At 71.5% G+C, this 12,864-nt stretch carries 16 protein-coding genes; 13 read left to right on the forward strand and 3 right to left on the reverse strand.

Features of this window, described 5'->3' with window-relative positions; all coding sequences use genetic code 11:
• Window positions 1-7: 7 nt before the first annotated feature.
• Together ACFHWS_RS01085 and ACFHWS_RS01090 are read left to right on the forward strand one after the other, a co-directional pair.
• Window positions 8-691 carry a hypothetical protein gene (locus ACFHWS_RS01085; protein WP_416551383.1) on the forward strand — a complete coding sequence of 228 codons (684 nt, stop codon included), beginning with the start codon at window positions 8-10 and terminating at the stop codon, window positions 689-691.
• Window positions 688-1,716 (forward strand): MazG family protein, encoded by a 1,029-nt coding sequence (locus ACFHWS_RS01090; protein WP_416551384.1) that lies wholly within the window; start codon window positions 688-690, stop codon window positions 1,714-1,716. Before ACFHWS_RS01085 ends, ACFHWS_RS01090 begins: the two co-directional genes overlap by 4 nt.
• 16 nt (window positions 1,717-1,732) lie before the next feature.
• Here ACFHWS_RS01090 and ACFHWS_RS01095 read toward each other — a convergent pair whose 3' ends face one another.
• Window positions 1,733-2,329 carry a signal peptidase II gene (locus tag ACFHWS_RS01095; RefSeq protein WP_416551385.1) on the reverse strand — a complete coding sequence of 199 codons (597 nt, stop codon included), beginning with the start codon at window positions 2,327-2,329 and terminating at the stop codon, window positions 1,733-1,735.
• A gap of 435 nt (window positions 2,330-2,764) precedes the next feature.
• Between ACFHWS_RS01095 and ACFHWS_RS01100 the strand changes: the two genes are divergently transcribed.
• The 7 genes from ACFHWS_RS01100 (at window position 2,765) to ACFHWS_RS01130 (ending at window position 7,809) form a co-directional block, all read left to right on the forward strand.
• Entirely contained in the window at window positions 2,765-3,469 is a 705-nt protein-coding gene (locus tag ACFHWS_RS01100) for a bacteriorhodopsin (RefSeq protein ID WP_416567438.1), read from the forward strand.
• Complete coding sequence (locus ACFHWS_RS01105; protein ID WP_416567439.1) at window positions 3,466-4,647, forward strand: Brp/Blh family beta-carotene 15,15'-dioxygenase; 1,182 nt, start codon at window positions 3,466-3,468, stop codon at window positions 4,645-4,647. Before ACFHWS_RS01100 ends, ACFHWS_RS01105 begins: the two co-directional genes overlap by 4 nt.
• A 95-nt stretch (window positions 4,648-4,742) precedes the next feature.
• Window positions 4,743-5,291: a GntR family transcriptional regulator gene (locus ACFHWS_RS01110; RefSeq protein WP_416567440.1), complete on the forward strand. Its 549-nt coding sequence runs from the start codon at window positions 4,743-4,745 to the stop codon at window positions 5,289-5,291.
• Window positions 5,228-5,548 carry a hypothetical protein gene (locus ACFHWS_RS01115; RefSeq protein WP_416567507.1) on the forward strand — a complete coding sequence of 107 codons (321 nt, stop codon included), beginning with the start codon at window positions 5,228-5,230 and terminating at the stop codon, window positions 5,546-5,548. Before ACFHWS_RS01110 ends, ACFHWS_RS01115 begins: the two co-directional genes overlap by 64 nt.
• Before the next feature lie 29 nt (window positions 5,549-5,577).
• Window positions 5,578-7,224: a DUF885 domain-containing protein gene (locus ACFHWS_RS01120; protein ID WP_416567441.1), complete on the forward strand. Its 1,647-nt coding sequence runs from the start codon at window positions 5,578-5,580 to the stop codon at window positions 7,222-7,224.
• Window positions 7,225-7,507: 283 nt separating this feature from the next.
• Window positions 7,508-7,702: a helix-turn-helix domain-containing protein gene (locus ACFHWS_RS01125; RefSeq protein ID WP_416555994.1), complete on the forward strand. Its 195-nt coding sequence runs from the start codon at window positions 7,508-7,510 to the stop codon at window positions 7,700-7,702.
• Window positions 7,672-7,809: a hypothetical protein gene (locus ACFHWS_RS01130; RefSeq protein ID WP_416555995.1), complete on the forward strand. Its 138-nt coding sequence runs from the start codon at window positions 7,672-7,674 to the stop codon at window positions 7,807-7,809. The genes ACFHWS_RS01125 and ACFHWS_RS01130 overlap by 31 nt, the downstream gene beginning before the upstream one ends.
• Window positions 7,810-7,866: 57 nt before the next feature.
• Here the strand turns inward: ACFHWS_RS01130 and nudC are convergent, their stop codons facing one another.
• Both nudC and ACFHWS_RS01140 read right to left on the reverse strand, forming a co-directional pair.
• Window positions 7,867-8,733, reverse strand: coding sequence for an NAD(+) diphosphatase (gene nudC / locus ACFHWS_RS01135; RefSeq protein WP_416567442.1), 867 nt, complete (start codon window positions 8,731-8,733; stop codon window positions 7,867-7,869).
• A gap of 10 nt (window positions 8,734-8,743) precedes the next feature.
• Complete coding sequence (locus ACFHWS_RS01140; RefSeq protein ID WP_416555997.1) at window positions 8,744-9,454, reverse strand: hypothetical protein; 711 nt, start codon at window positions 9,452-9,454, stop codon at window positions 8,744-8,746.
• A 215-nt stretch (window positions 9,455-9,669) separates the two neighbouring features.
• Here ACFHWS_RS01140 and eno point away from each other — a divergent pair, with 215 nt between their 5' ends.
• From eno to ACFHWS_RS01160, 4 genes are all read left to right on the forward strand, one after another.
• Window positions 9,670-10,953, forward strand: coding sequence for a phosphopyruvate hydratase (gene eno, locus ACFHWS_RS01145; protein WP_416555998.1), 1,284 nt, complete (start codon window positions 9,670-9,672; stop codon window positions 10,951-10,953).
• Between the two features lie 140 nt (window positions 10,954-11,093).
• Complete coding sequence (locus ACFHWS_RS01150) at window positions 11,094-11,771, forward strand: septum formation initiator family protein (protein WP_416567443.1); 678 nt, start codon at window positions 11,094-11,096, stop codon at window positions 11,769-11,771.
• On the forward strand, window positions 11,768-12,298 hold the full coding sequence (locus ACFHWS_RS01155) for a DUF501 domain-containing protein (protein WP_416556000.1): 531 nt from the start codon (window positions 11,768-11,770) through the stop codon (window positions 12,296-12,298). The genes ACFHWS_RS01150 and ACFHWS_RS01155 overlap by 4 nt, the downstream gene beginning before the upstream one ends.
• A gap of 9 nt (window positions 12,299-12,307) precedes the next feature.
• Complete coding sequence (locus tag ACFHWS_RS01160; RefSeq protein ID WP_416556001.1) at window positions 12,308-12,835, forward strand: amino-acid N-acetyltransferase; 528 nt, start codon at window positions 12,308-12,310, stop codon at window positions 12,833-12,835.
• The last annotated feature ends 29 nt before the right edge of the window (window positions 12,836-12,864 follow it).

Raw genomic sequence — 12,864 nt, forward strand, 5'->3', positions numbered from 1 at the left:
GTCGTCCATGCAGCGTGTCCGTCGCCTGGCGTCGATCACCGTCATTGCCCTGGTCGGGGTCGCCGTACTGTCCGCCTGCCGGTCGCAGCCCGGGGTCGCCGCCTATGTCGGCGACGAGCAGTACACCGAGGAGCAGGTGACCAGCCTCATCGACGATATGGCCGACCAGCTCGGCGAGCAGGCCGGCCAGCAGGGTGCCCCGCCGCTGCCGACTCGGCAGCAGGTAGTCAGCGCTCTGGTGCTCGCCGACGTCTGCGCCCAGCTCGATGTGCCGAGCGGCGCGCAGCCGGTCTCCCCGGAGCAGCTGGGCCTGCCGCCCGCATCGGAGTACGGGCAGACGGCTTCGCAGGCCTGGAACTGTATCGTCGGCCTGCAGGCCGGCGGCCAGGTGCAGCCGACCCAGGAAGAGCTGTTCGACCTGGTCGAGAAGGGCCGGGCCGCTGGGGTGATCCCGGACGAGGTCACCGACGAGGAGGCCGCCGGCCAGCTCGACGGTGAGCAGTTGCGCTCCTCGCTGGCCGCCCGCGACGCGCTCGCCGACGCGGTCGCCGGGCAGGACGTCACGGTCAACCCGCGGTACCGTCCGCTGGAGTTTCCGGTGCTCAGCTTCCAGGCCCCTCAGGGCAACGTGGTCGCGGTCGGCATCCCGCTCGGTGGCGGCGACTCGGGCACGGTCTCCGAACGTCAGTGACCGCCCGGATCGTCCTACTGGTCACCTCGCCCCGGCTGCCGGCGGGGCTGCTGACCGCGCAGGCCTGGGACGTCGTACGCCGGTTTCCGGTGTTCGCTGGCTTGGACAGTGAGCTGGCCACGGCGGTCAGCGTCGCCGGTGGCACTGTCACTGTGCCGGTACCGGAGTCGGAGTCGGTTGAGGAGACGCTGCTGGCGGCGGCCGCCGAGCACGGTACGGCGGTGTGGCTGGCCGGTCCGGCCGGTGACGAGGACCTGGCCCGCCGGCTGGGTCTGCGGCTGGCCCGCGAGCCCGCCCTCGCCGAGCTGGAGCTGATGTACGGCTCCTGGGATCCGCCCGGCGCCCGGCTGCTCGACGCGGTCGAGGTCATGGACCGGCTCGTCGCACCGGGCGGCGATCCGTGGAAGCGGCAGCAGACCCACGACTCGCTGGCGCGGTATCTGCTGGAGGAAAGCTACGAGGCGTACGACGCGATCTCCGCCGGTGACCTGGCGGCGCTGCGCGACGAGCTGGGTGACGTGCTGCTGCAGGTGGTGCTGCACGCCAGACTCGCCCAGGAGCTGCCGGACGGCGAGCGCTGGGACGTCGACGACGTGGCCGGCGGCCTGGTGGCGAAGATGATTCGCCGCAACCCGCATGTCTTCGCCGGTGTCGCGGTGGCCGACGTCGATGAGATCGTCGACAACTGGGAGCGGATCAAGGCCGCCGAACGGGCCGCGTCGGGTGTCGCTTCCGGGGTGGGCGGCGCTCCGTCACCGATGGACGGGATCGTGCTCGCCCAGCCGGCGTTGTCACTGGCCGACAAGGTGCTGCGGCGGGCTGGACGCGCTGGGGTCGACGTACCGCTGCCGCAGCCGGACGCGGCCGACCTGAAGCCGGACGGTGCGGCGGATCCGTCGACGCGGCTCGGCGCGCGGTTGCTTGCGCTGGTCGCGCAGGCCCGAGCCGACGGCCTGGACGCCGAAGGCGCGTTACGCCGGGCAGCCCTCGCGTACGCCGCCGCCGTCCGCGCTGCGGCCGGGTGACGGCGGTGGTGTGGCATCACCGGTCGGCACCGTCACCGGTCGACGGCTCGGAGGCCTCCGGGCGCAGCCGGATGCCGATCAACTCCAGGGTGAGGAACGTGACGACGCCGAAGAAGAGCGCGATGTCGGCGACGTTGCCGATGAACCAGTCGAAGTACGCGATGAAGTCGACTACGTGGCCCTGCCCGAACGACGGCTTCCGGAACACCCGGTCGAGCAGATGGGTGAACGCCCCACCCAGCACCAGGCCGAGCGCCGTTGCCCAGGCCCGGGAGCGGGCCCGCCACGCGAACCAGGCGGTCACGCCGACACCGATCGCGGCGGCGATGGTGAAGATCCACGTGGTGTTCTCGCCGAAGGAGAACGCGGCACCCGGGTTGTAGATCAACTGGATGCCGAGGGCGTCGCCGACCAGCGGGATCCGCTCGCCCCGGGTCAGCGTCGCCTCCGCCCACATCTTCGTCAGCTGGTCGACGACGAGCACCGTGGCGGCGATGCCGAAGGCGAGCCATGGGGCGCGGCGGGTCCACCGTTGCCGCCGAGGCGCGCGTGCTGCCGTACCGCCGTCGGTCGGTTCGTGGATGCTCTCGTCGGTGCCGGCCTGCTCGTTCATGATCGGTGATTCTCCCACCGCTGCCCGGCAGTTGACAGCCGCGTCGACAGGCTCTGGCGAGCCTCGCCGAGGAGGAGTGGTCGGAGTACGCCACAGGTGGGTCGTACTCCTGATTCAGCTGGTCGAAGAGATGTACTCGCGGGCGTCGAAGAACTCCTGGGTCCGGAACTGGTCGAGGACATCGAGGACGACCGGTAAGGCGTAGCCGGTGGATGCCTGCGGTTCTGCCGGACGGCGAGCACCACGGAGACGGTGAGCGAGACGACCGACAGGATGATCGCCGTGATGTTGGTCAGGGTCTCCGCCTGCACGACTCAAGCCTAGGTGGACGGTGCAATTGGCAGGTCGGCTGATGTTGCGAATAGCTACCAAGAGCGTGGGAAGGGGATACCGTTGGGAAGATGTTCCGGCGGGCTTCCCGACTGCGGAGGGTTCGTGGTGTCGCAGTTGTGGTTGTGGTCCTTCGTGGTGGTCGCGCTCGGTGCCGTGCTGTACTTCGTCCGCTGGATGCGCGAGCCCAAGGGCGTCCCGGTCGTCGTGTACCTGCTCGCGATCGTCATCCTGATCTGGTCTGCCATCTGGCACGCGGTGATGGCGCTTGGAGGCGCCCTGACCGCGGCCGGCGACCACGCCGTGCACTGGGGGTACTACGCCGACTGGATCGTCACCGCCCCGTTGCTCGGCTACGCGCTGGTGCTGGTCGGAACGCATGCGTCGGCCGGCAGGAGGACCGACCTGGCGGCCCTCGTGGTAGTGACCAGCGTTCCCATGATCTTCTGCGGACTGGTTGGTGACCTGGCGCTCGAACCGGCCACGCGATACCTCGCCTACGGAGTCGGCGTCCTCGCGCTTGCGGCCAACTTCGTGGTGATCTGGGGGCCGCTGCGCAGAGCGGCAGCTCAGCAGCCGGACCAGATGCGGACTCACTTCAACCAGTTGGCCGTGCTGCTCAGCGCCCTGTGGCTCGGCTTCACCCTGGTCTGGCTGGTGGGACCAGCCGGTCTCGGCGTGTTCGACGAGCCCACCACGACAGCGGTGTTCGTGGTCCTCACGGTGCTGATGAAGATCGTGTGGAGCGCGCTCGACCTGAGGCGGCTGCGGTTGCTCGCCGACCGGGGCAACCTGCACGTCACGCATTGACTGCCGACCGTTGGCTGCTGAGTCGGGCCGGGTGGGTCGTTGTACCGGCGTTCGGCGCGGTGCTGCTGATCCATCTGGCTGTGCTGAACCACTCGACACCAGCGGTCGATTCGCCGCTGCCGTTGCTGGTGGGGCTGCTACTCGGCCTACCCCACGGCGCCGTCGACCATCTGGTGCCGGCCTGGTTGAGACCCGCCAGCGACGGCTGGCGGCCACGAGTGAGCCTGCTCGTCGGGTACGCCTGCCTCGCTGTCCTCGTCTGGTGGATTTGCCACCGCTTCTCCGGCCCGGCGCTCGTCGTGTTCCTGATTGTCGCGGTCGTCCACTTCGGCACCGGCGACGAGGCGTTCCACCGGCAACGGGACGCGCGACGAACACCGACTCGGCCGTACGCCGTGCTCGCCTACGGAGCGCCGCCGGTGCTGCTGCCGTTGACGCTCTGGCCGGACCACGTTGATCCGCTGCTGGAGAGCATCGGCGCCGGTTCGGCGTACCTGCTGAACAGCGAGGTCCGGGTGAGCGCCGTCGTGCTTGCCGGCGCGGCGGTGGTCGCCACCATGGTCAACGACCTACGGGCTGGCCGGCGCGGCGACGCCGGATACCTCGGGCTGCTGATCGCCGTGTTCGTACTGGTGCCGCCTGGGTGGGCGTTCGGCACCTACTTCGCGGCGGGTCACTCGGTGCGGCATGTGGCCCGGCTGCTGCTGGCCGACCCCGGAAACGCTGCCACCCTGGCCGCCGGCCGGCTCGGTCCGGCACTGCGGCGGTTCGCTGCCCAGGCGGCGATCCCTACCGGAGCCGTGCTGGCTGTCCTGGTGCCGTTCGCCGTTTCGGCCACGCCGCAGGTGGGGCTGTCCACCGGCTTCGCGGTGTTGGCCGGGCTAACCGCACCGCACGCCCTGCTGGTGCTCTGGCTCGACCGGCGCGGCGTCGACTACCTGGCGCGGGAGCTGCCGGGCCGGCAAGACTCGACCCAGCCCGATGGCGAGGCCGGCCGCGACGATCAGTACGCCGATGAACACGCCGGCACGGCGCGGCCGGGACCGGCCCGGCCGGGACCGGCCCGGTCGGGGCGGCGGTCGACGTTCCACTCCGAGCCGGCGCAGCCCGGTGAACCAAGCCAGGAACGCCACCACGGTCAGCATCACCGCCAGGTAGCCGAGCGCCGCCGACGGTGACCTGCCGGGCGGGGGCCGCCAGCGAGCCGGGGCGCGTAGCGAACCAGCGCGGCCAGCGGCAACGGTGGCAACGGCGTACCGCAGGGCCTGGCCTGGTGCTGGTCGAGCTGGACCGGACCCGGGCAGGGCTCACTGACCAGCTGACCGGTGCGCGGCGATCGCCGATCGGCGATCGCCGGCTCGCCGCCGGCACCCGACTGCCGTCCACCCGCAACTTGGCCGCCGAGCTGATGGTCTCCCGAAGGGGCGAGGCGTATGAGCAGTTGTCCGCCGAGGGCTGGTTGCTGGCCCGACGGGGTGCCGGCACCACGGTCGCCGCGACCCCGCCGCGCCCGGCGGCTCAGCACACCCCACCGGACCCGCCGCGAGGACCACTGCACGGACCGGCGGGGACCGGGGGACCGGGTGGCGGTGCTGCGGCTGCGTACCGGCCTGGCCGGTTACCTGAGCCGGGTCAGGGCCGCCCGGACCGACCCGGCCCGGCTGTTCGTCACCACCGGCGCCGTGCAGGCATTCGATTTGCTCGCCACCGCACTGCGGGAGCGCGGCGCGACGACGGTCGGCATCGAGGATCGGCGGAGTGGTGCTGGCCCCGCACCGCCGTCACGAGCTGCTCGATTGGGCCCGGCGTACCGGCGGGTTGATCATCGAGGACGGCTACGACGCCGAGTTCCGCTACGACCGGGAGCCGGTCGGTTGCCGGCAAGGGGTGGCACCGGACCAGGTGGCGTACATCGGCTCGGTCAATATGGCCCTGGTGCTGGAGCTGCCGGCCGGGGTCGACGACGCGGCGCTGGCCGTGGCCGCGGCTCGGCCCGGACCGGTGCTCGGCTATGCCGCGCATTCACCGGGCGAACTGGAGTCGCCGGTCCGGACACTCGCCGGGTTGATCGGCGCATAGCGTCGGTGGGATGGCCTAGGGTCGGTGGCATGGCGTCGTTCGTACCTCTGGCTGAACGCATCATCGACGCGCTGCTGGCCAGCGATCCGGTCCTGGCGTCGTCGGCCGGTGACCACCGCTACGACGACCGGTTGCCGGACCTGTCCGTCGATGGCGTCGCCGCCACCGCGACGATGCTGCTGGACGCTACCAACGCGCTCGCCGAGGTGGACGCGGACACACTGTCCGCCCAGGAGCGGGTGGATCACGCGATCCTGTCGTCGATCGTCGACCGGCGGCTGTTCGAGCTGACCGAGGTGCGTGCCCGGGAGTGGAATCCGCTGGTCTACAATCCGGGGCCGCTGCTGCACGGGCTGATCGCCCGCCCGTTCGCGCCGGCCGCGCAGCGGCTGACCAGCCTGGCCGGACGGCTCGGCGCCGTACCGGACGTGCTGGCCACCGCGCGCGAGACGCTGCGCGGCGTGCCGGCGATCCACGCGGAGACCGCCGCCGGCCAGTTCGCCGGCACCGCCGCGCTGGTCCGAGACCAGGTGCCGGGGCTGCTGGCCGAGGAGCCGGGGCTGCGGGACAAGGTCGAGCCGCTGGCGGCCGAGGCGGCGTTCGCGTTGGACGAGTTTGCCGGCTGGCTGCGCGACAGCCTGGACCGCGACGTCGACCGGCGGGACCCACGGCTGGGCCGGCGGCTGTGGGAGGCCCAGCTGTGGCACACCCTGGACACCGAGCTGACCGCCGCCGACGTGCTGGACCGGGCCTGGGCGAATCTGGAGCGGGTGACCGGCGAGATCCGGGCGGCGGCGGCGGAACTGACCGGTGGGCCGGCCACCGACGACACGGTACGCGCCGCGTTGGCCCGGCTGGCCGCCGAGCATCCGGACGACTCGTCCATTGTGTCGCTGGCGCAGACCGCGATGCGGGAGACCACCGAGTTCGTCGCCGCCCACGATCTGGTGTCGATGGTGGACGACCGGTGCGTGATCCAGGAGATGCCGGAGTTCGCCCGGGGCGTCGCGGTGGCCTACTGCGACCCGCCTGGGGCGCTGGAGCGAGCCGACGTGCCGACGTTCTACTGCATCGCGCCGACGCCGACGGATTGGCCCGCTGAGCGGGTCGAGTCGTTCTACCGCGAGTACAACGACCACATGGTGCGTAACCTGACCGTGCACGAGGCGATGCCGGGGCACTTCCTGCAGTTGGCGCACGCCCGCCGGTTTCTCGGCACCACCCGGGTGCGGGCGGTCGGCCGGTCCGGGCCGTTCGTCGAGGGCTGGGCGGTGTACGCCGAGGAGATGATGGTCGACGCCGGGTTCGGTGGCCTGCCGGTACGGCTGCAGCAGTTGAAGATGCAGCTGCGGATGACCATCAACGCGATCCTGGACCAGCTGACGCACTGCGCGGAGCTGCCGCAGGCCGAGGCGATGGCGCTGATGACCGGTCGGGGCTTCCAGGAGGAGGGCGAAGCGGCCGGCAAGTGGCGTCGAGCGTTGCTGACCTCCACCCAGCTGTCCACGTACTTCGTGGGCTACGCCGAGGTGGCGCAGGTGGCGGCGGCGCGGCCAGCCGGCGTACCGGCCCGGCAGTGGCACGACGCGATGCTGGCGCACGGCTCCCCGCCGCCGCGGCATCTGCCGGCGCTACAGGAATGCGGGCCGGTGCTCCGGCCTTCAGGCCGGGGGTGAAGGCCCGCGCTGGGCGGCCCGCCAGGGCCCGAGTAGTGCTCTGACCTGGCCGGTTTTGCTGCTCAATGTACTGCTTCACGATGCCCGGTGGCGGCGGCCGACGGAGCCGGCAACGTACGAGCCCGACCAGAGCTTGTTGCCCGGTGGTAGTGGCGCACTAGGTCGGGAGGTGCGGATACCGTCGAGTTGTGGCATAGGCCAACTTGGTGTCGTGTGTTTCGTGCGGCTCCGGTAGCGGTTCCGGGGCTGTCCGGCGCCCGGCCAGCGGGTCGCGCTGGCGAAGGTGTTCGGATGCGCGCGGGTGGTGTTCAACGACGGGCTGCGCGTCCGGCGGGCCGCCCGTGGGCAGGGCCTGCCGTACGTGTCGGGACGCCGAGTTGTCGTAGTGGGTCATCACGTGGGCCAGGGCGACTCCGGAGCGGGGCGTGGCTGGGCGAGGTGTCGGCGGTGGTGTCGTGGCAGGCCCTCGCGGACCTGAACACCGCGTACCGCAACTTCTTCACCCGTGATTCCCGGTTCACGGTGCTGGACAACGGTCGTCTGCGGCCGCCGAAGATCGGCGGCCGCACGGTCCGCTGGGGCTGACGCACTTCGCGGTCATGCCGGACGGCACGAAGGCCGCCGTTTAGGGCGGCAAGGCTCTCAATGCCGATCTGACCGGCCGCCGCCCCGCTGGTGTTCGATCAGCCAGCGGGAGATCGAGTACGTTGCCGGCAGCTCGGCCGGCAGGTCGTTCAGAGCGAACCACCGGGCCTCGGCGATCTCCCGGCCGTCGACGACCGGTTCGGCGTCCGGCCCGGCGCGGGCGGTGAAACCGGCGAGCACCACGCCGGGGCCGGACATCGCCCACGGCTGGCTGCCGAAGTAGGCGATGTCGTGCACAGCCAGCCCGACCTCCTCGTCGACCTCCCGATGCACCGCCTCCTCCAGGGTTTCGCCGGCCTCGACGAAGCCGGCCACCAGCGCCCAGATCGCGGTGGCGCCGTAGGCGTGCCGGACCAGCAGCAGCTCGGCTGCGCCGACGTGGGTGGTGCGGGTGATCGCAGCCAGGACGGCGGGGGAGAGCTGCATCGGTACGTACAGATTGCAGCCGGGACAGCGGCGGGCATGCTCGCCGGGAACGTCGGCCAGTTCGGTGGCGCAACCGCCGCAGAACCGGTGGGTACGCCGCCAGGTGATCACCTGCAGAGCGCGTCCGGCGAGCGCGGCGAGTGGCTCACCCAGCTCACCGGCCATCGCCGGCCAGCTCCGCCAGCCGCCGAGCTGATCGTCGACGGCGGGCAGGCCGGCTGCCCACACCCGGGCGCCGTCCAGGCTGCCCAGCGGCACCCACTCGGTGCTGGCCGGTAGATCGGCCACCGACGGTAGTCCGCCGTTGGCGCCGACCAGCAGTCGGCGGCCGGCCACCACCAGGCACGGATCGGCCGGGTCGGCGCCCCGGCCCACCCGGGCATCGGGAACGAATCTGCTGGGCGGGGTTGGATCGCTGGGCGGGGTTGGATCGGCCACGGGCGGCCCGTTACGCGGGGCCGGGTCGACGGTCGACGGACCGCGCTCCGTGGGGGAGCGTGAAGGCGGTCTCGTCGGCAGTGTCACTGTACCGGCTTATCGCGAATTCGACGGTCTGTCCATCGACCACCCCGCTGAAACTGCCCAGCGCGCCTTCGGTGGTGACACACACGTCGAATCGGGACGCCGCCGCCCCCTGCACCTGGCTGACCTGCACACAGGTGGCGTGTCGGCCGGCGATCGTGGTGTCGTTCTGGCTCACCACGGCCGCCGGATCCAGCGCGGTGGCGTTGAGTAGCGTGATCACCACCGGTGGGGTGACCAGGCCTCCGGCGTTGGCGTCGGTGAACAGCTCCGGATCTGGTTGGGCGGACGGGGACGGCCCGCTGGTCAGGGTGCAGACCGGCGGGGAGTCGTCGGTGTCACACTCGGTGGTGGTCTCGTCGGTGACGATCAGCTTGCCGCCCGGGTAGACGTACGCCGTACGTTGTGGGGTCTGCGCCTGCACAATGCTGGCACTGGCCCCGCCGACCAGCTGGTACTCGGCCGAGTAGGTCAACGCCCTGGCCCCGTCGAGTCGGGCGGCCAGCTCGTTGACCAGGTCGGCCGGCTCGATGGTCTGGCCGGCGTCGGCGATGGTCTGGCAGCCGGCGACCAGCAGCAGCGTGCCGGCGGCGGTGGCCGCTGCGGCGCGGCGGAACCGGTTCTCCGTTGCACGCATGGTGACAGGGTGACCGATCCTGTCCACCTACCGCAAACCGATTGACATCAATGTCAGTAAATGAGATCGATGCCAGATCCGGGTGGTTCCCGACGCGTACATCCCGCGTTTCGGAAGCCAGCGCCCGCAACGTCACCGTCGCCCGATACGCTGCCACCGGAACGGTCGGCCGCACCGTCGCGGCCTTGCGGGACTTGATCACGAGGAGCGACACAGTGGCTACCATCGAGGGAATCGTCGCCAGGGAGATTCTCGATTCGCGCGGCAATCCGACCGTCGAGGTCGAAATCGGGCTTGACGACGGCACCATCGCCCGCGCTGCGGTGCCGTCCGGCGCGTCCACCGGGGCCTTCGAGGCGATCGAGCTGCGTGACGGCGACGCGGACCGTTACTCCGGCAAGGGCGTCGAGCAGGCGGTGGCCAACATCGAGGAGCGCATCGTCGACCAGCTGGTCGGTTTCGAGGCGAGCGAGCAGCGGCTGATCGACCAGAAGATGCTGGATCTGGACGGCACCGCGGACAAGTCCGGGCTGGGCGCGAACGCCATTCTCGGCGTTTCCCTGGCGGTCGCGAAGGCCGCCGCGAACAGCGCCGAGCTGAGCCTCTTCCGGTACCTCGGTGGGCCGAACGCCCACCTGCTGCCGGTGCCGATGATGAACATCCTCAACGGCGGTGCACACGCCGACTCCAACGTCGACGTGCAGGAGTTCATGATCGCCCCGATCGGCGCGCCGACCTTCCGGGAGGCGTTGCGCTGCGGTGCCGAGGTCTACCACAAGCTCAAGTCGGTGCTGAAGAAAAAGGGCCTGGCCACCGGCCTCGGTGACGAGGGTGGCTTCGCCCCGGACCTGCCCACCAACGCCGCCGCGCTGGACCTGATCGCCGAGGCGGTCGGCGCCGCCGGCTACCAGCTCGGCACCGACATCGTGCTGGCGCTCGACGTCGCCGCCACCGAGTTCTACCGCGACGGCGCGTACGTCTTCGAAGGCGCCGGCAAGACCTCCGACGAGATGGTCGCCTACTACACCAAGCTGGTCGGCGAGTACCCGATCGTGTCCATCGAGGACCCGTTGGGCGAGGACGACTGGGCTGGCTGGTCGGCGATGACCGCCGCGCTCGGCGACCGGATTCAGATCGTCGGCGACGACCTGTTCGTCACCAACCCGGAGCGGATCGCCCGGGGCATCGCCGAGCAGGCGGCGAACGCCGTTCTGGTCAAGGTCAATCAGATCGGCTCGCTGACCGAGACGTTCGACGCGGTCGAGCTGGCCCACCGCAGCAACTTCCGCTGCATGATGAGCCACCGGTCCGGTGAGACCGAGGACACCACGATCGCTGACCTGGCGGTAGCCACCGGCTGCGGTCAGATCAAAACCGGCGCACCGGCCCGCTCCGAGCGGGTGGCCAAGTACAACCAGCTGCTGCGGATCGAGGAGGAGCTGGCCGACGCGGCGCGCTACGCCGGGGCCGGTGCGTTCCCGAGGTACCGTTCCGCCTAGTAGCGTCCCGCCGGTTCGACCAGCCCGGTCCTGGTGACCGGGTCCGGTCCGACCGGTCCCGGCGCGCCGACGGTTCGACCAGCCGTCGGCGCACCCGACCGGTCCCGTACAGCCAACCGCCTGGGAGGGGTGTGACGACGGTGCCGCAACGGCGCACACCGAGTGGTCAGGGCCCGGCCCGCCGGCCGGGACAGCCCGGCCGGTCCGGCTCGCGCGGGCCACTGCGGCTCGCCGGCCGCGACAGCGGCTCCCGGGCCGACCAGCGCGGCAGAGCGACCCGGTCGGCGGGTGCCGACCGGGTCGTAGCGCCCCGCTCCGCTGCGGGCCGCTCCGGTGACCCGGGTCGCCCGGCCAGCCGGCGGCCGGCCGCCGGCCGCCGGGTGCCCGGCGGCCCGGTCAAGCGGACCACCGCGCCGCAGCCCAACCGGTTCACCGGCCGGGCGACCGTGCTGCTGGTGGTGCTGGTCGCTCTGGCGCTGGCGTACACCTATCCGGTGCGGGTCTACCTGGCCCAGCAGTCCGACATCGCCCGCATCGAGCAGGCCCAGCAGGCCCAGCGCGAGCGGATCGCCGAGCTCAACGCGCAGGCCGAGCGCTGGCAGGACCCGGACTTCATCCGGATCGAGGCGAAGCGGCGGTTCTACATGGTCTACCCGGGTGAGGTCCCGCTGCTGGTGCTGCACGATCCGGACGGTGCCGCCCGCGACTCAGGCGAGCCGGTCGAGCCGGCCGGTGAGCGCGACGGCCCGGCCGGCCCGTGGTACGACACGCTCTGGTCGAGCGTGCAGGCCGCCGACGCGGAGGGCATCTCTCGGTGAGCGAACCGGTGAACGAATCGGTGAGTGAAGCAGCCGACGAACGTGATCTCGCGGCGGTCGCCGCGCAGCTCGGCCGGCCGCCGCGCGGCACCCGGGCGGTCGCCCACCGCTGTCCGTGTCAACTGCCCGACGTGGTCGAGACGGTGCCCCGGCTCGCCGACGGCACGCCGTTCCCGACCCTGTTCTATCTCACCTGCCCCCGGGCGACATCGGCCTGCAGTCGGCTTGAATCGGCCGGACTGATGCGTAAGTACGCCGCCGAGCTGGCCGAGGATCCCGAGTTCGCCGCCGACTACCGGGCGGCGCACGAGGACTACCTCGCCCGGCGGGAGGCGATCGGCCACGTCCCGGAGATCGCCGGAGTGTCGGCCGGCGGCATGCCGGGCCGAGTCAAGTGCCTGCACGTCCACCTGGGTCACGCGCTCGCCGTCGGCCCCGGCGTCAACCCGGTCGGCGACCGGGTGCGGGAGCTGATCGGCCCCTGGTGGGCCGGCGGCCCCTGCGTACCGCCGTCGGAGTCGGACTAGGTGACCGGCGTGACGGATCCCGGATCCGAGGCCGGCCTGGTCGTCCGGCGGGCCCGGACCCGCGACGTACGAGGCATCCGCCGGCTGATTGACCTGTACAGCCCGGACCGTCGGCTGCTCAGCAAGGCTACGGTCACGCTGTTCGAGGACGTCCAGGAGTTCTGGGTCGCCGAGCAGCCGGCGGACGGGGTGATCGTCGGCTGCGGCGCGCTGCACGTGATGTGGGAGGACCTGGCGGAGATCCGTACCGTCGCGGTCGACCCGCAGTGCCGGGGCCGGCGGATCGGGCACCGGATCGTGACGGAGCTGCTCGCCGTCGCCCGTCAGCTGGGCGTGGCCCGGGTGTTCGTGCTCACCTTCGAGACCAGGTTCTTCGCCAGCTTCGGGTTCGTCGAGATCGACGGGGCCCCGGTGCCGGCCCAGGTCTACGAGCAACTGCTGCGTTCGTACGACGAGGGCGTCGCCGAGTTCCTCGGGTTGGAGCGGGTCAAGCCGAACACTCTCGGCAACACCCGGATGCTGCTGCACCTGCGCTGACGTGCACCGCACCCGCGCCCGACGGCGTC

Origin of the sequence: Micromonospora sp. LOL_013 (genome assembly GCF_048060315.1) — a bacterium.
Classification (GTDB): Bacteria; Actinomycetota; Actinomycetes; order Mycobacteriales; family Micromonosporaceae; genus Micromonospora_E.